The sequence below is a fragment of the Streptomyces sp. NPDC048606 genome (assembly GCF_040650855.1).
Classification (GTDB): Bacteria; Actinomycetota; Actinomycetes; order Streptomycetales; family Streptomycetaceae; genus Streptomyces.
Genome location: NZ_JBEZIB010000042.1, coordinates 52,327 through 68,807 on the forward strand (window position 1 = coordinate 52,327; position 16,481 = coordinate 68,807).

Sequence of the window (16,481 nt, forward strand, 5' to 3'; positions counted from 1 at the left end):
CGGTGACAGATCGCGGGCACGCGGGGGTACCGTCAGCCGTTGCAGAACCGGGGGCGCCCCTGCGGCGTCCCCCGGACAGAACCTGTACAGCCCGTGCACCAGGAGGCCTCCGCCATGGCGGTACCCGAGACGACCGACGAGCAGCGCGCCGAGCAGATACTCGACGTGTTCGACACCGCGTTCGGTGAGCTGCTGGCGGCTGACCCCGCCGCCTTCCAGGTGAAGTTCCGCAAGATGGCGGCCTCGGCCTTCGCCTTCTACCGGGGCACCGCCTGCCTCTTCTACGCCGACCTCGAACACGACCGGCACGGCGGCCCCTACCTGGACGAGCGGACCGGCCGGGTGTGGATCCACGGCGACCTGCACGCCGAGAACTTCGGCACGTACATGGATGCGAACGGACGCCTCGTCTTCAACGTCAACGACTTCGACGAGGCCTACGTCGGCCCCTTCACCTGGGACCTGAAGCGCTTCGCCGCCTCCGTCGCCCTGATCGGCTACACCAAGGCGCTCAGTGACGAACAGATCACCGAGCTGGTACGGATCTACGCGGCGGCCTACCGGGAGCGCATCCACCACCTGGCCGCCGGCGCCAAGCACGAGGAGGTCCCCTCCTTCACCCTGGACACCGCGGACGGGGCGCTCCTGGCCGCCCTGCGCGACGCCCGCTCCCGCACCCGCTTCTCCCTGCTGGACTCGATGACGGAGATCCGCGACCACGAGCGCCGCTTCGCTCCCGGCGGCGGGGCGATCGAGTTGGACGCGGCGACCCGCTACAAGGTGCTGGCCGCCTTCGACGGGTACCTGGAGACCCTGCCCGAGGAGTCGCTGGTGCGCCCGGACTCCTACCGGGTCAAGGACGTGGTGGGCCGGCGGGGCGTGGGCATCGGCTCGGCCGGCCTGCCCTCGTACAACATCCTGCTGGAGGGCCACAGCGACGCCCTGGAGAACGACGTCGTGATCTACCTCAAGCAGGCGCAGACGCCGGCGGTGTCGCGGCACATCACCGACCGCGCGGTGCGCGAGTACTTCCGGCACGAGGGCCACCGCACGGTGATCTCCCAGCGGGCCCTCCAGGCGCACGCCGACCCGTGGCTGGGCTGGACGGAGCTGGACGGCGCCGGGCAGCTGGTGGCCGAGGTCTCGCCGTACGCGGTGGACCTGGACTGGTCCGATCTGGACGACCCGGAGGAGATCGCGGCGGTCGTCGCGGACCTCGGCCGGGCGACGGCGACCATGCACGCGTCGGCCGACGAGGCGGAGAGCGGCCAGTCCCTGGTCCCCTTCTCCACCGAGCGGGCCATCGACGCGGCCATCGCCGCCGACGAGGAGGGCTTCGCCGAGCTGCTCGTGGACTTCGCGCACGCCTACGGGGCGCGGGCGCGCACCGACCACCAGATCTTCGTGGACCTCTTCCGCAACGGTCGGATCACGCCGTAGGCCCCCGCGGATCCGGCCGAGGGTCCCGCCCGGTGCGGGGCCCGGGCCCCGGATCCACAGGTTCACATGGCAGACTCGCGGCGATGGACATATCAGGGATCGGACCGAGGGGGCTACGGGCCGCGCTGTTCAGCGCGCTCGTCGTGCTGCTCTCCGCCGGCTCCCACGTGCTCATGTCGCGGGTCCCGTTGCCGCCCGCCCTGATCGGCGGGGCCTTCGCCTCCGTCTTCGTGATCGCCTTCGCCCTGGGCGGCGGGCGGCGCGGCTTCGGCCGGACCGCCGGTCTGCTGGTGCCGCTGGAGCTGGCGGCCGACACGGTCTTCACCGCCGGACAGCACGTCTGCTACGGGCCCGCCGGCGGGCCGGTGTCCGGCCCGCTGCGCGCCATGGGCCTGGAGGAGCTGTGCGGGGGCGTTCCGCTGGGGCGGTCCCTGGCCGAGGTCGCCGGGCCCGCCGGCGATCCGGCCGCGTTGCTGGCCGCTCCCGGACCGTGGACCCCCTGGCTGCTGCTGGGGGCGCACGTCACGGTCGGGCTGCTGGGCGCGGCGTGGCTGTGGCACGGCGAGCGGGCGCTGACGCGGCTGCTGCGCGCGGTGGCCGCGAGCGCGTTCCGGCCGCTGCGGCTCGCGGTGGCCTCGGTGGCGGTGCCCGTCGGTCGGGCCGGGCGCGCGTTGCGGCCGTTCCTGCCGGGCGCGGTGGCCCGTACCCGCTTCCCGGCCCATTCCGTGGGACGGCGGGGACCTCCCGTACGCGCGGCGCTCGTAGGCGTCTGAACCCCGTACGGCAGTACCCCTCCCCTTTGTCCCACCTCCCACGGAGACCACCATGAGTGCACGCAACAGCCAGGCCAACAAGCAGGCGGCCCGCGAGAAGCTGCGCGTCGAGCGCGAGAAGCAGGCCAAGAAGGACCGCGCCCGGCGGCAGCTGGTCGTGGCCGGCGCGGTCGTCGGCGTCCTGGCCCTGGCGGGCGGCGTCGGCTACGCCGTCGTGCAGGCCAACCAGCCGTCGTACTGGGAGAAGGCCGCCGAGGCCACCCTGGTCAAGCCGAAGAACACCGAGGGCGACCAGGGCACGACGGTCGTCATAGGCAAGGCCGAGGCGAAGAAGACCCTGGAGCTCTACGAGGACTCGCGCTGCCCGGCGTGCGCGCAGTTCGAGCAGGCGGTGGGCGAGCAGGTCGAGAAGGACGTGGAGGCGGGCAAGTACAAGCTCCGCTACTACGGCGCGACCTTCATCGACAACATGGCCAAGGGCGAGGGTTCGAAGAACGCCCTGAGCGCGCTGGGCGCGGCGCTGAACGTGAGCCCGCAGGCGTTCCTGGAGTACAAGGGGGCCCTGTACTCCAAGGAGCTGCACCCCGAGGAGACCGTGGACAGCTTCGGCAAGGACGAGTACCTGCTGAAGGTGGCGGACACGGTTCCGGCGCTCAAGGGCAACGCCGAGTTCAAGAAGGCCGTCGAGGACGGCACGTACGACCGGTGGGCGATGGAGATGTCGAAGGCCTTCAACGCCTCGGACGTGAAGGGCACCCCGACGCTGAAGATGGACGGCAAGAAGATCGAGACGCCGCAGACGGCGGAGGCCTTCACGGCGGCGATCGACAAGGCTCTCGCCGGCTGACGGCTCCTCGGTCCGACCGGCGCCTCCCCGCCGGCGGGCGACTTCCGGCGGGGCCCGCGGGGACCGGCCGTGAACGGGCGGGTGAACTCTTCGAGTTCGCCCGCCCGTTCGCTTTACGACCCTGTCCGAAAACAGTACCGATCAGTAATATGATCGGCCGTGACCAGTCATCTCTCCTCTTCTCCGCGCCGTCGTACGGTCGTTCTGGCCGCGGCGGCCACGGCCGCGCTCGCGCCGCTCACCACCCTGGGCGCTCCGGCCGCCCACGCGGCGGGGGCCGCGCCCGCGTTCCTGCACGGCGTCGCCTCCGGCGACCCGCTGCCCGACGGGGTCCTGCTGTGGACCCGCGTCACCCCGACGCCCGAGGCCGTACCCGGCTCCGGGCTCGGAGCCGCCACCACCGTGGGCTGGGAGGTGGCCGAGGACAAGGCCTTCTCCCGCCCCGTCGCGAGCGGTTCCGTCACCACGAGCGCCGCCGCGGACCACACCGTCAAGGTGGACGTCCGCGGGCTGCGCCCGCAGACCCCGTACTGGTACCGGTTCACCGCCGGCTCCGGCGTCTCCCCGGTCGGGCGCACCCTGACGGCCCCGGCCGCCGAGACGACGACGCCCGGGCTCCGCTTCGGCGTGGTCTCCTGCGCCAACTGGGAGTCCGGCTGGTTCTCGGCGTACCGCCACCTGGCGGCCCGCGCCGACCTCCAGGCGGTCCTGCACCTGGGCGACTACATCTACGAGTACCAGAGCGGGGGTTACCCCGAGGCGAAGTACGTCGTCCGCCCGCACGAGCCCCGGCACGAGATCGTCTCGCTCGCCGACTACCGCACCCGGCACGGCAAGTACAAGACGGACGGCGACCTCCAGGCGCTGCACGCGGCCCACCCGGTCATCGCCATCTGGGACGACCACGAGTTCGCCAACGACGCCTGGGCCGGCGGCGCCGAGAACCACACCCCGGGGGCCGAGGGCGAGTGGGCGGCCCGCGCCGCCGCCGCCAAGCAGGCGTACTTCGAGTGGATGCCGGTCCGCACCTCCACGGCGGGCACCGTCTACCGCAGGCTGCGCTTCGGCACCCTCGCCGACCTCCACCTGCTGGACCTGCGCTCCTTCCGCTCCGAGCAGTCCAAGATCGGCAACGGCGGGGTGGACGACCCCGAGCGCACCCTGACCGGGCGGGCGCAGCTGGACTGGCTGAAGGCCGGCCTGGCGAGCTCGACGGCGACGTGGAAGCTGGTGGGCACCTCGGTGATGATCTCGCCGGTCGCCTTCGCCTCGCTGCCCGCGCACCTCCTGAAGCCGCTGACGAAGCTCCTGGGCCTGCCCGAGGGCGGAATCGCGGTCAACGTGGACCAGTGGGACGGGTACACCGACGATCGCAAGGAACTCCTCGGTCACTTGAAGGACCGGAACGTCAAGAACACGGTGTTCCTGACCGGCGACATCCACATGGCGTGGGCGAACGAGGTCCCGGTGAACATGGCCACGTACCCGGGCTCGGGGACGGCGGCGACGGAGTTCGTGGTCACTTCGGTGACTTCCGACAACATCGACGACATGCTGCACGTCCTGCCGAACACCGTCTCGCTGGCCGCGGAGACGGCCGTCAAGGCGGCGAACTGGCACGTCAAGTGGCTGGACATGGACGCCCACGGCTACGGGGTGCTGGACGTGACGGCCGAGCGTTCGCAGATGGACTACTACGTGGTTTCGGACAAGCGGCGCCCTGACGCGACCTCTTCCTGGGACCGCTCGTACCGGACCCTGAACGGCACGCAGAAGGTGGAGCGGGCCGACCGACCGGTTTACTGATTGACCGTCAATTTTACCGCGTGAGGGGGCGCTTGGTGCAGACCAGGCGCCCCATCCGCATCACGGGCAACAAATATTTAACCTACGAGTACTTGTCACATGGCTGACATGCACACGTAAGCTTCCGGCCAGCGTGAGGTCCCCACCCTCACCCCCCACCACGCTTTCCGAGGAGTCAACGTGCGCGCTTCCGCCCGCATATCCCCCCTTCTCCGTCGCCGCCTCCTGGGCGCGGCCGTGCTGGCCTCCACCCTGGCCCTCACCCCGCTGTCGGCCCCCGGCGGCGTCGCCGCGGCGGCCGACAGGACCCCGGCCGAGGCCTGCGCGCAGGAGTCGGCCGGCGCCGCGGCCAACGCCCGCGTCGTACGACCCAAGGACGAGCACGCCGCCGAGGAGCCCAACGAGGTCACCGAGGCCCAGGTCAAGGCCATGGACGCCGACCTGCAGAAGAAGCTGGCCGGGCTCCGGCTCGCCCCGCAGCAGCTCCAGGGCGCGAACGCCGCGGCGGCCGCCACCGACATCCCGGTGTACGTCCACGTCATCCACTCCGGCACCACCGGCAAGCTGACGGCGTCCGACATCGACAAGCAGCTCGCGGTCCTCAACTCGGCCTACTCCGGCCAGGGCACGGGCAACGTCGACTCCGGCTTCCGCTTCACCCTGGCCGGCACCGACTACACCGACAACGCCGCCTGGTACAACGTCTCCGACGGCACCCAGGCCGAGAAGGACATGAAGAACACCCTGCGCAAGGGTGGCAAGAACGCGCTGAACGTCTACACCGCCAACCTCGGCGGCGGGCTGCTCGGCTGGGCCACCTTCCCCAGCTCCTACGCCTCCCAGCCCAAGATGGACGGCGTCGTCCTGCTCAACTCCTCGCTGCCGGGCGGCTCCTCCGCCCACTACAACGAGGGCGACACCGCCACCCACGAGGTCGGCCACTGGCTCGGGCTCTACCACACCTTCCAGGGCGGCTGCACGGGCAACGGCGACTCCGTCGCCGACACCCCCGCCGAGAAGAGCGCGGCCTTCGAGTGCCCGACCGGCCGTGACTCCTGCGCGAGCAAGGCCGGCGCCGACCCGATCCACAACTTCATGGACTACACCTACGACGCCTGCATGTACCAGTTCACCGCCGGCCAGGTGTCGCGCATGAAGAGCATGTGGACGGCGTACCGCGCCTGATCCCCCACGACGCGAAGGGGCACCGGAGCGCGGCGGCGGCCGCGCTCCGGTGCCCCTTCGTCATCCCGGTCCCGAAACCGGCCGGACCAGGCCGCGCCTTCCGACCTAGAGCGTGTCGAGGAAGCCGAGCGCGACCTTCCAGGTCTCCTCGGCGGCCTCGGCGTCGTAGTCCTCCAGCTCCGGGTCCGTGAACAGGTGCCCCGCACCCGGGTAGGTGTGCACCTCCACGTCCGCCCCGGCCCGCCGCATCCGCAGGTACCAGGCCGTCAGCCAGTCGTGCGGCTCGAAGGGGTCCGGGTCCGCGACGTGCAGCTGCACCGGCAGCTCGTCGGCGCTCGCGTCCTCCTCCAGGTCCGCCGTGCCGTGCAGGAGCAACAGCCCGCGCGCCTTGTCGTCGGCCAGCGCCAGGTGCTGGGCGATCGAGCCGCCGAAGGAGAAGCCTGCGTAGACCAGCCCCCGCTCGGAATACGGCGCGGCGGCGAGCACCGCCCGCTTCAGCAGCTCGTCGCGACCCACCTCGTCCCGGTGGGCCACCCCCTCCTCGACCGTCGCGAACGTACGGCCCTCGAAGAGGTCGGGCACGTGGACCTCGTGCCCGGCCGCGCGCAGCCGGTCGGCCGCCGCGTGGACCGCGGGCCGCAGCCCGTACGTCGAATGGAAGAGCATGATGTTCATCCCCCCATCGTGCCATTCGTCGAAGGCGGGGATACGACGGCTCCGCGCGGTTACGTTCTCCCGCATGGAAATGGAGAACGTCCTGCGCCCCGTGGTGTTCGTCGCAGCAGCGCTGGTCGTCACCCTGCTCGCCGGGTGGCTGCTCGACCTGCTGCTGCGCGCGGCCGACGCCCGCCACACCGACACCCCCCTGTGGGGCCTGCTGCGCCGCTGCGTGACGCCCTTCCGGCTGGTCCTCGCCACCGCCCTGCTCCAGAGCACGCACCGGCGGGCCGGGATCCTGCCGCAGCACTCCGCGGGCGTGGGCCACGCCCTGACCCTGGTCATGATCGCCTCGACCGCCTGGCTGCTCGTCCGCATCGCCACCGCCGTCGTGGACTCGGCCTACGCCCGCTACGCCGCCGCCTCGCCGAACGACGCCCGCGTACGCCGGGTGCGCACCCAGGTCACGCTGATCCAACGGGTGGTCGCCGCGGTGGCCGTGGTGGTCTCGATCGCCGCGATGCTGCTGACCTTCCCCGCCATGAAGGTGGCCGGCGCCTCGGTGCTGGCCTCGGCCGGTGTCCTCGGCATCGTCGCGGGCATCGCCGCGCAGTCCTCCCTCGGCAACCTCTTCGCCGGGCTCCAGATCGCCTTCGGCGACACCGTGCGCATCGGCGACACCGTGGTCGTGGACAAGGAGTGGGGCACGGTCGAGGAGATCACCCTGACGTTCCTGGTGGTCCGCACCTGGGACGAGCGGCGCATCACCATGCCCGTCTCCTACTTCACCGGCAAGCCCTACGAGAACTGGTCGCGCGGCGGCGCCGAGATGACCGGCACCGTCTTCTGGCACGTGGACCACTCGGCGCCCGTCGCCCTGATGCGCGACCGGCTGGCCATGCTGCTCAAGGACATCCCCGAGTGGGACGGCCGCACCGGCTCCCTCGCCGTCACCGACACCACCCCGAACACCATCGTGGTCCGCGCGGTGGTCACCGCGCGCAACGCCGACGAGGTGTGGACCGTACGCTGCGCCGTGCGCGAGCGGATGATCACCTGGCTCGCCGCCGAACACCCCTACGCCCTCCCCCGCGTCGCCACCACGGAGGCCGAACACCGCCCCGCCGACCCCCGCCCCTGACCCGTGACGGCCGGCCGGCCCGACGGGCCCTACGGACTGCGCAGGCTGCGGACGTCCAGGTGGCGCAGGACGCGGTCCACGATCTCCGGGTCGGCCCCCGGCTCGCTGCGGGCCGCCAGCACCTCGTGCCGGGCCGCGGACATCATCTCCCGCTGGATCCGCTGGACGTCGCGGATCCGCTCCACCCGCTTCGCGTAGGCCTCCCGGCGCTCCTCGTCGACCATGTCGGGGCTGATCCTGGCCCCGACGTCGTACGCCCGCCGGTAGAGCACCTCCACCAGGTCCTCCGGGAGGTCCTCCACCTCCTCGATCTCCTTCAGCCGCCGCTTGGCCGCCTTCGCCGCGCGGATCGCGAGCCGCCGCTCGGTCTCGCGTTCGGCGTCGATGTCCGCCCGCACCCCCAGGCGCCGCACCAGCCAGGGCAGCGTCATGCCCTGGCAGAGCAGGGTGGCCATGATGACGGCGAAGGCGATGAAGACGATCTCGTCCCGCGCGGGGAAGGGCGTGCCCGCGTCCGTCTCGAAGGGGATCGCCAGCGCCAGGGCCACCGAGGCCACCCCCCGCATCCCCGCCCACCACATGACGACGCTCTCCCGCCAGCTCAGCGGGATCTCCTCCTCCCAGTCCCGCCGCCGGTGGAGCTTCTTCGCCACCCAGCCCGCCGGCAGCAGCCACACCAGGCGCACGCCGACCACCACCGCGACCACCACGGCCGCCCAGCCCACCATCTCGCCCACGCGCCCCTGCGCGACGCCGAAGACGTTGTGCAGCTCCAGGCCGATCAGCCCGAAGGCGACGCCGGTGACCAGCATGTCCACGACTTCCCAGAACGTGTGCCCGGCCAGGCGCCCCAGCACGTCGTCCGCGTCGGAGGCGTACTCGGCCAGGAACAGGGCCGTCGTCAGCACGGCCAGCACCCCGGAACCCATCAGTTCCTCCGCGACCACGTACGCCACGAACGGCACCAGCAGCGTCAGACCGATCTGGAGGGTGGCGTCGCCCAGCCGGCCCATCATCCGGTTCGTGATCCAGCCGAGGGCGAGGCCGACGGCGACGGCGACCACGGCCGACAGCACGAACTCGCCGAGCGCGTCCGGCCAGGAGAAGCTCCCGCTGACGGCGGCGGCGACGGCGACGTGGTAGAGCACGATCGCGGTGACGTCGTTGAAGAGCCCCTCGCCCTCCAGGATCGACACCAGCCGGCGCGGCAGGCCGAGGGCGCCCGCCACGGCGGTGGCCGCCACCGGGTCGGGCGGGGCGACGAGCGCGCCGAGCGCCACGGCGGCGGCGATCGGCAGACCGGGGACGACGGCGTGCGCGACGCCGGCCACGGCTGCGGTGGTCACGAAGACCAGGGCCACGGCGAGCAGCAGGATCGGACGGAAGTTGGCCGCGAACTGCCGCCAGGAGGTCCGCTGGACCGAGGCGTACAGCAGCGGGGGCAGGACCAGCGGCAGGATGTACTCGGGCGGGATGTCGACGTTCGGCACGGCGGGCACCAGCGCGAGCACCACGCCGCCGATGGTCATCAGCACGGGCGCGGGCAACCCCAGGCGGTCTCCGAGCGGCACGGTGACGACGGCCCCGAGCAGCAGCACGAAGAGCAGAGCGAGCTGATCCACTCCCCCACCGTATCCGCCGCCGCCCGTCCTCCCGGGGACCGTGGGGCCCACGCGGCGCCGCCCGCCCACTCGCGCGTGCGGAGGGGCGGGCGGCGGGCGACGGGCGCGCGACGGAGGCCCTGGGCAGGGCGCGGCTACGGCAGGGCGCGCCGCATGGACCGGTGCGGGATGCCCGCGTCCTCGAACTCCGGGCCGTAGGCCACGTAGCCGAGCCGTTCGTAGAAGCCGAGCGCGTGCGTCTGCGCCCCGAGGTCGACGGCGGTCAGGCCGAGCCGCGCCGCCTCGGCCTCGATCGCCCGGACCAGGGCCACGCCCACGCCGAGCCCGCGCGCGGACTTCAGCACGGCGAGCCGGCCGAGCGAGCCGATCTCCGGGGAGCCGGTCTTGCCGAGGGCCTCGGGCCCGTACAGCAGCCGGCCGGTGCCCAGGGGCCGCCCGTCCTCGTCCACGGCCAGGACGTGCACCGCGATCGCGTCGTACGCGTCGTACTCGATGGACTCCGGCACGGACTGCTCGACCACGAACACCTCGGTCCGCACCGCGTAGCAGGCCTCGCGGTCGGCGTCCGAGACGGCCGCCCTGACCGTGACGGTCACTGGCTCTCGGCCCGGATCACGTCCAGCGCGTGCTGGAGGTCGGCCGGGTAGGTGCTCTCGAACTCCACCCACTGCCCGTCGGCCGGGTGCTCGAAGCCGAGCCGCACCGCGTGCAGCCACTGGCGGGTCAGGCCCAGGCGCTTGGCGACGGTCGGGTCGGCGCCGTAGGTCAGGTCGCCGACGCAGGGGTGGCGGTGGGCGGACATGTGCACGCGGATCTGGTGCGTGCGGCCCGTCTCCAGCTTGATGTCCAGCAGCGAGGCCGCGCGGAAGGCCTCGATGAGGTCGTAGTGCGTGACGGACGCCTTGCCGTCCTGCGTCACGGCCCACTTGTAGTCGGCGCTGGGGTGACGTCCGATCGGCGCGTCGATGGTGCCGCTCATCGGGTCCGGGTGGCCCTGCACCAGCGCGTGGTAGCGCTTGTCGACGACGCGCTCGCGGAACTGGTTCTTCAGCGAGGTGTAGGCGCGCTCGGACTTCGCGACGGCCATCAGGCCGGAGGTGCCGACGTCGAGGCGGTGCACGATGCCCTGGCGCTCGGAGGCGCCGGAGGTGGAGATGCGGTAGCCGGCGGCGGCCAGGCCGCCGATGACGGTGGTGCCGGTCCAGCCGGGGCTGGGGTGGGCGGCGACGCCCACCGGCTTCATGATGACCACGATGTCGTCGTCGTCGTGGACGATCTCCATGCCGGGGACCGGCTCGGCGACCAGCTCGACGGGACGCGGCGGAGCCGGCATCTCGACTTCGAGCCAGGCACCGCCGTGCACCCGCTCGGACTTGCCGACGACGCTGCCGTCGACCGAGACCTTCCCCTCCGCCGCCAGCTCGGCCGCCTTCGTCCGGGAGAAACCGAACATACGGGCGATGGCGGCGTCGACGCGCTCGCCTTCGAGGCCATCGGGAACGGGCAGGGTGCGGATCTCGGGAATCGTACTCACCTGTCGAGTATGCAGGACTCGACGCCGGACCTTTCCCGCGAGCGCCCGTCGATCAGTCCTTGTGGACGGTGCCGTCCGGGTCCAGCCCCCGGAAGGAGAGCAGGACGATCAGGATGCCGCCGCACACGATCGCCGAGTCCGCGAGGTTGAAGACGGCGAAGTGGGCGGGGGCGATGAAGTCGACGACCGCACCCCGGAAGACGCCCGGCGAGCGGAAGATCCGGTCCGTGAGGTTGCCCAGCGCGCCACCGAGCAGCAGGCCCAGCGCGATGGCCCACGGCAGGCTGTAGAGCTTGCGGGCCAGCCGGACGATCACCACGATCACGGTGGCCGCGATGCAGGTGAAGATGATCGTGAAGGCCTCGCCGAAGCCGAAGGCGGCACCGGGGTTGCGGATCGCCTCGAACTTCAGCAGGTCGCCGATGATCCGGATCGGCGGCTGGTGCTCCAGCCTCGCCACCACGACCATCTTGCTGCCGAGGTCGAGCAGGTACGCGAGCACCGCCACGACGAGCAGCGCCGCGATCCGCCGGTGCCCCCTGGGCGCGTCCGGCTCCGGCTGCGGCTCGGCGTCGTCCCCGACCTCCGGCGTACCGATGATGCGCTCCGCCTCTGTCACGTGAGTCCCTCGAACTAGCTCGAACCAGGTTGTCGACGATCACACCGGCCAGGTTCCTGGACCCTGACTGGACACGAGGGTACGTCAGGGCGCGCCGATCCCGCCTAGTGCCTCCGCTCCTGCTTCTGCTTGCAGTCCACGCAGAGGGTGGCGCGGGGGAACGCCTGCATCCGGGCCTTGCCGATGGGCTGCCCGCAGTTCTCGCAGAGGCCGTACGTGCCCGCCTCCAGCCGTTCCAGGGCCCGCTCGGTCTGCTCCAGCATCGAGGTGGCGTTCGCGGCGAGGGCGAGCTCGGACTCCCGGGTGATGTTCTTGGTGCCGGTGTCGGCCTGGTCGTCGCCCGCGCCGTCGCCGGAATCCCGCATCAGGCCCGAGATGGCCACCTCGGAGGCGTCCAGTTCGGCGCGCAGCCGCAGCACCTCCGACAGCAGCTCCGTACGGGCCTCCTCGACCTCCTGCTCGGTCCAGGGCTCCTCGCCGGGCCGTACGGCGAGCTCTCCGGGCGTCCCGGCCGCGACCTCGCGCGCCTTGGGGAGCCCGCTCGTGGCGGCGGCCGCCGTCTTCCTGGCCGTACCCGCGGTCTTCTTGGCAACCACTTTCCGAGCTCCCGTCTTCCGCGCGGCCGGGGCCGCCCCCTCGGTCGCGGCCGCCTTGGCCGTGACCTTGCCCGTGGTGCTCTCGACGGCCGCCGGGGCCGCGTCGGCGACCTTCTTCGCCGGGGCCTTCCTCGCGGTGGTCTTCTTCGCGGCGGTCTTCTTCGCGGCGGCGGCCGTCTTGGCGGCCGTCTTCTTGGCGGCCGTCTTCGGCGCGGCCTTCTTCGCCACCGCCTCCTCGGCCGGAGCGGCCCGTTTGGCGGCAGGCGTGGAGCCTGGCACAGCAGCCACCTCCTGCGTCGCCGTCTTCTTCGCCACCATGGCCGCGGCCCCTTTTCACATACTGTGATCTTGTTCGCGAATCGTGCCGGAACGATAAGTCGGCGCCGACCCGACGGCAACGGGGCACGCGTCCAGCGAGGTCAACCTGCATCCGTTGTGCCCAGCGGGAGCCCCGGTAATCCGCCCCACCCGCACCGGTGGAACCGGGATCGCGGCGTCGGGCCGTTCGGGGCACGCGGCGGCCCTGCGCCGCCCCCGCCGCCGCCCCCGCCGGACACCCCGCAAATCGGTCTGCCGACCCGGGCCCCGGCCCGTACACTGGGCGCAGCGAGAGGCATGGATGGGGACGAGTAGCGTCGGACGCAGCCAGGAGCGACCCGGGGACGGTGAGAGCCCGGGGGCGAGCGCGATGTGAAGGATCACCCCGGAGCCGCCGGAAGAAAGCCCCCACGGGAGTCCCGTGGGGCGAGTAGAACCGGCTTCGCACCCCAATGAGGGGGTCGCCGGACGTGTCCGGGGGCCAAGGAGGGTGGTACCGCGGGAGCCGTCAGCGCTCTCGTCCCTCCGGACGGAAGCGAATCCCGCCGGAGGAAGAGTTCAGCATCGTGACCACACCGCCGCAGTACCGCCCGGTACCCGCCCAGGTCGACCTGCCCGCCCTCGAACACGCCGTTCTCGACTTCTGGCGCGAGAGCAAGACCTTCGCCAAGACGCTGGAGCAGTCCGAGGGCCGCCCCGAGTGGGTCTTCTACGAGGGCCCGCCCACCGCGAACGGCATGCCCGGCGCGCACCACATCGAGGCCCGCGTCTTCAAGGACGTCTTCCCCCGCTTCCGCACCATGCGCGGTTACCACGTGGCGCGCAAGGCCGGCTGGGACTGCCACGGCCTGCCCGTCGAGCTCGCCGTCGAGAAGGAACTCGGCTTCAACGGCAAGCAGGACATCGAGGCGTACGGCATCGCCGAGTTCAACGCCAAGTGCCGCGAGTCCGTGACCCGCCACACCGACGCGTTCACCGAGCTCACGACCCGCATGGGCTACTGGGTCGACCTGGACGACGCCTACCGGACCATGGACCCCGAGTACGTCGAGTCCGTGTGGTGGTCGCTCAAGGAGATCTTCAACAAGGGCCTGCTGACCCAGGACCACCGCGTCGCCCCCTGGTGCCCGCGGTGCGGCACCGGCCTGTCCGACCACGAGCTGGCCCAGGGCTACGAGACGGTCGTCGACCCCTCCGTCTACGTCCGCTTCCCGCTGACCTCCGGCCCGCTCGCCGGCGAGGCCGCCCTCCTGGTCTGGACGACGACCCCGTGGACCCTGGTGTCCAACACGGCCGTCGCCGCGCACCCCGAGGTCACCTACGTCGTCGCCCGCCGTACCGACGGCGAGGGCACGGAGAAGCTGGTCGTCGCCCAGCCGCTGCTGGAGAAGTCCCTCGGCGAGGGCTGGGAGGCCACCGGCGAGACCTTCACCGGCAAGGAGATGGAGCGCTGGACCTACCGGCGCCCCTTCGAGCTCGTGGAGTTCCCGGCGCCCGCCCACTACGTCGTGAACGCCGAGTACGTCACGACCGAGGACGGTACGGGTCTGGTCCACCAGTCCCCCGCCTTCGGCGCCGACGACCTCGCGGTCTGCCGTGCGTACGGCCTGCCCGTCGTGAACCCGGTCCGGCCCGACGGCACCTTCGAGGAGGAGGTCCCGCTCGTCGGCGGCGTGTTCTTCAAGAAGGCCGACGAGAAGCTGACGGCCGACCTCGACGCCCGCGGCCTGCTCTTCAAGCACATCGCCTACGAGCACAGCTACCCGCACTGCTGGCGCTGCCACACGGCGCTGCTCTACTACGCGCAGCCGTCCTGGTACATCCGCACCACCGCCGTCAAGGACGCGATGCTGCGGGAGAACGAGAAGACGAACTGGTTCCCGGACTCGGTCAAGCAGGGCCGCTTCGGCGACTGGCTGAACAACAACATCGACTGGGCGCTCTCGCGCAACCGCTACTGGGGCACCCCGCTGCCGATCTGGCGCTGCGAGGAGAACCACCTCACCTGCGTCGGCTCCCGCGCCGAGCTGTCCGAGCTGTCCGGCCGGGACCACTCGAACCTGGACCCGCACCGCCCGTACATCGACGACGTCACCTTCACCTGCACCGCCGAGGGCTGCTCCCTCGAAGCCGTCCGCGTCCCCGAGGTCATCGACGCCTGGTACGACTCGGGTTCGATGCCGTTCGCGCAGTGGGGCTACCCGTACAAGAACAAGGACGTCTTCGAGAAGCGCTATCCGGCGCAGTTCATCTCGGAGGCCATCGACCAGACGCGCGGCTGGTTCTACACGCTGATGGCGGTCGGCACCCTCGTCTTCGACAAGTCCTCCTACGAGAACGTGGTCTGCCTCGGCCACATCCTCGCCGAGGACGGCCGCAAGATGTCCAAGCACCTGGGCAACATCCTCCAGCCGATCCCGCTGATGGACCAGCACGGCGCCGACGCGGTGCGGTGGTTCATGGCGGCCGGCGGCTCCCCCTGGGCGGCCCGCCGCGTCGGCCACGGCACGATCCAGGAGGTCGTCCGCAAGACGCTCCTCACGTACTGGAACACCGTCGCCTTCCAGGCCCTGTACGCCCGCACCTCCGAGTGGGCCCCGTCGGCGGCCGATCCGGCCCCCGCGGACCGCACGGTCCTGGACCGCTGGCTGCTCTCCGAGCTGAACGGCCTCGTGGTCGAGGTCACCGAGGCGATGGAGGCGTACGACACCCAGCGCGCGGGCAAGTTGCTCTCGGCCTTCGTCGACGACCTCTCCAACTGGTACGTGCGTCGTTCGCGCCGCCGCTTCTGGCAGGGCGACGCGGCCGCGCTGCGCACCCTGCACGACGTGGTGGAGACGGTGACCCGCCTGATGGCGCCCCTGACCCCCTTCATCACCGAGCGGGTCTGGCAGGACATGATCGTCCCCGTCACCCCGGACGCCCCGGAGTCGGTCCACCTCTCCTCCTGGCCCGAGGCGGACACCGCCGCGATCGACCCGGTCCTGTCCGGGCAGATGCTGCTGGTACGCCGCCTCGTGGAGCTGGGTCGCGCCACTCGCGCGGAATCCGGCGTCAAGACCCGCCAGCCGCTGTCGCGCGCGCTGGTCGCGGTGTCGGGCTTCGAGTCGCTCTCCCCGGAGCTGCACTCGCAGATCACCGAGGAGCTGAACGTCTCCTCGCTGGCCTCCCTGTCGGAGGTCGGCGGGTCCCTCGTGGACACGACCGCGAAGGCGAACTTCCGGGCGCTGGGCAAGCGCTTCGGCAAGGGCGTCCAGGACGTGGCGAAGGCGGTGGCCGCGGCCGACGCGGCGGCGCTGTCGCTGGCGCTGCGGTCGGGCGAGGCGAGCGTGGAGGTGAACGGCGAGACGGTGACCCTCACCCCGGAGGAGGTCATCATCACCGAGACCCCGCGCGAGGGCTGGTCGGTGGCGTCCGACTCGGGCGCGACGGTCGCCCTGGACCTGGAGATCACCCCCGAGCTGCGGCTCGCGGGCCTCGCCCGTGACGCGATCCGCCTGATCCAGGAGGCCCGCAAGAACTCGGGGCTGGACGTGGCGGACCGGATCGCCCTGCGCTGGTCCTCGGCCGACCCGGAGGTCGTGACGGCCCTGACCGACCACGCGGCGCTGATCGCGGACGAGGTCCTGGCGACGGACTTCGCCTCCGGCGAGGCGGACGCCGCGTACGGCGAGCCCTTCCCGGACGAACCGCTCGGCCTGACGTTCCGCCTCCGCAAGGCGTAACCCGTACCGCACGCGGCCCGCGCCCCCACCGGGGGTGCGGGCCGCTTCGCGTTCCGCAGGGGCGCGGGGGCGCCTGCGGGGGCGCGGGAGTACCGGTGTACGGGAGTACGACCGGCCCCGCCCCACCGGCGCCCCGGCCGGACCCCGCCCGGGTACGGGAACGGGCCGGGGGCGGCGGGGCCCCGCGGGCGGGGCCCGCCCCGCCCCCGACGGGCCCG

General features: G+C 72.0%; 13 protein-coding genes. 7 read left to right on the forward strand and 6 right to left on the reverse strand.

Going from position 1 to position 16,481, the window contains the following annotated elements; translation table 11 throughout:
• Window positions 1–114 precede the first annotated feature (114 nt).
• The 5 genes from AB0D01_RS33820 (at window position 115) to AB0D01_RS33840 (ending at window position 6,051) form a co-directional block, all read left to right on the forward strand.
• On the forward strand, window positions 115–1,440 hold the full coding sequence (locus AB0D01_RS33820; protein ID WP_363062107.1) for a DUF2252 domain-containing protein: 1,326 nt from the start codon (window positions 115–117) through the stop codon (window positions 1,438–1,440).
• An 83-nt stretch (window positions 1,441–1,523) separates the two neighbouring features.
• Complete coding sequence (locus AB0D01_RS33825) at window positions 1,524–2,213, forward strand: hypothetical protein (protein ID WP_363062109.1); 690 nt, start codon at window positions 1,524–1,526, stop codon at window positions 2,211–2,213.
• Window positions 2,214–2,265: 52 nt separating this feature from the next.
• A complete protein-coding gene (locus AB0D01_RS33830) occupies window positions 2,266–3,060 on the forward strand; it encodes a DsbA family protein (protein ID WP_363062111.1) in 795 nt (264 codons plus the stop codon).
• A gap of 159 nt (window positions 3,061–3,219) precedes the next feature.
• Window positions 3,220–4,866: an alkaline phosphatase D family protein gene (locus tag AB0D01_RS33835; protein WP_363062113.1), complete on the forward strand. Its 1,647-nt coding sequence runs from the start codon at window positions 3,220–3,222 to the stop codon at window positions 4,864–4,866.
• 180 nt (window positions 4,867–5,046) lie between these two features.
• Window positions 5,047–6,051 (forward strand): zinc metalloprotease, encoded by a 1,005-nt coding sequence (locus tag AB0D01_RS33840; RefSeq protein ID WP_363062115.1) that lies wholly within the window; start codon window positions 5,047–5,049, stop codon window positions 6,049–6,051.
• Window positions 6,052–6,156: 105 nt separating this feature from the next.
• Here AB0D01_RS33840 and AB0D01_RS33845 read toward each other — a convergent pair whose 3' ends face one another.
• Window positions 6,157–6,726 carry a dienelactone hydrolase family protein gene (locus AB0D01_RS33845; protein WP_363062117.1) on the reverse strand — a complete coding sequence of 190 codons (570 nt, stop codon included), beginning with the start codon at window positions 6,724–6,726 and terminating at the stop codon, window positions 6,157–6,159.
• Between the two features lie 70 nt (window positions 6,727–6,796).
• Between AB0D01_RS33845 and AB0D01_RS33850 the strand changes: the two genes are divergently transcribed.
• Window positions 6,797–7,849 (forward strand): mechanosensitive ion channel domain-containing protein, encoded by a 1,053-nt coding sequence (locus AB0D01_RS33850; protein ID WP_363062136.1) that lies wholly within the window; start codon window positions 6,797–6,799, stop codon window positions 7,847–7,849.
• 29 nt (window positions 7,850–7,878) lie between these two features.
• On the opposite strand, the gene AB0D01_RS33855 is transcribed toward AB0D01_RS33850, so the two are convergent.
• From AB0D01_RS33855 to AB0D01_RS33875, 5 genes are all read right to left on the reverse strand, one after another.
• Window positions 7,879–9,471 carry a Na+/H+ antiporter gene (locus AB0D01_RS33855; RefSeq protein ID WP_363062119.1) on the reverse strand — a complete coding sequence of 531 codons (1,593 nt, stop codon included), beginning with the start codon at window positions 9,469–9,471 and terminating at the stop codon, window positions 7,879–7,881.
• A gap of 134 nt (window positions 9,472–9,605) precedes the next feature.
• Window positions 9,606–10,067 carry a GNAT family N-acetyltransferase gene (locus tag AB0D01_RS33860; RefSeq protein ID WP_363062121.1) on the reverse strand — a complete coding sequence of 154 codons (462 nt, stop codon included), beginning with the start codon at window positions 10,065–10,067 and terminating at the stop codon, window positions 9,606–9,608.
• Window positions 10,064–11,005, reverse strand: coding sequence for an RluA family pseudouridine synthase (locus AB0D01_RS33865; RefSeq protein ID WP_363062123.1), 942 nt, complete (start codon window positions 11,003–11,005; stop codon window positions 10,064–10,066). The genes AB0D01_RS33860 and AB0D01_RS33865 overlap by 4 nt, the downstream gene beginning before the upstream one ends.
• A 52-nt stretch (window positions 11,006–11,057) precedes the next feature.
• Window positions 11,058–11,624 carry a signal peptidase II gene (gene lspA / locus AB0D01_RS33870; RefSeq protein WP_363062124.1) on the reverse strand — a complete coding sequence of 189 codons (567 nt, stop codon included), beginning with the start codon at window positions 11,622–11,624 and terminating at the stop codon, window positions 11,058–11,060.
• A gap of 104 nt (window positions 11,625–11,728) precedes the next feature.
• The gene (locus AB0D01_RS33875; protein WP_363062126.1) at window positions 11,729–12,538 is read right to left on the reverse strand and encodes a TraR/DksA C4-type zinc finger protein; all 810 of its coding nucleotides are present in this window, start codon (window positions 12,536–12,538) and stop codon (window positions 11,729–11,731) included.
• 566 nt (window positions 12,539–13,104) lie between these two features.
• Between AB0D01_RS33875 and ileS the strand changes: the two genes are divergently transcribed.
• The gene (gene ileS / locus AB0D01_RS33880; protein WP_363062128.1) at window positions 13,105–16,263 is read left to right on the forward strand and encodes an isoleucine--tRNA ligase; all 3,159 of its coding nucleotides are present in this window, start codon (window positions 13,105–13,107) and stop codon (window positions 16,261–16,263) included.
• Window positions 16,264–16,481: the final 218 nt, after the last annotated feature.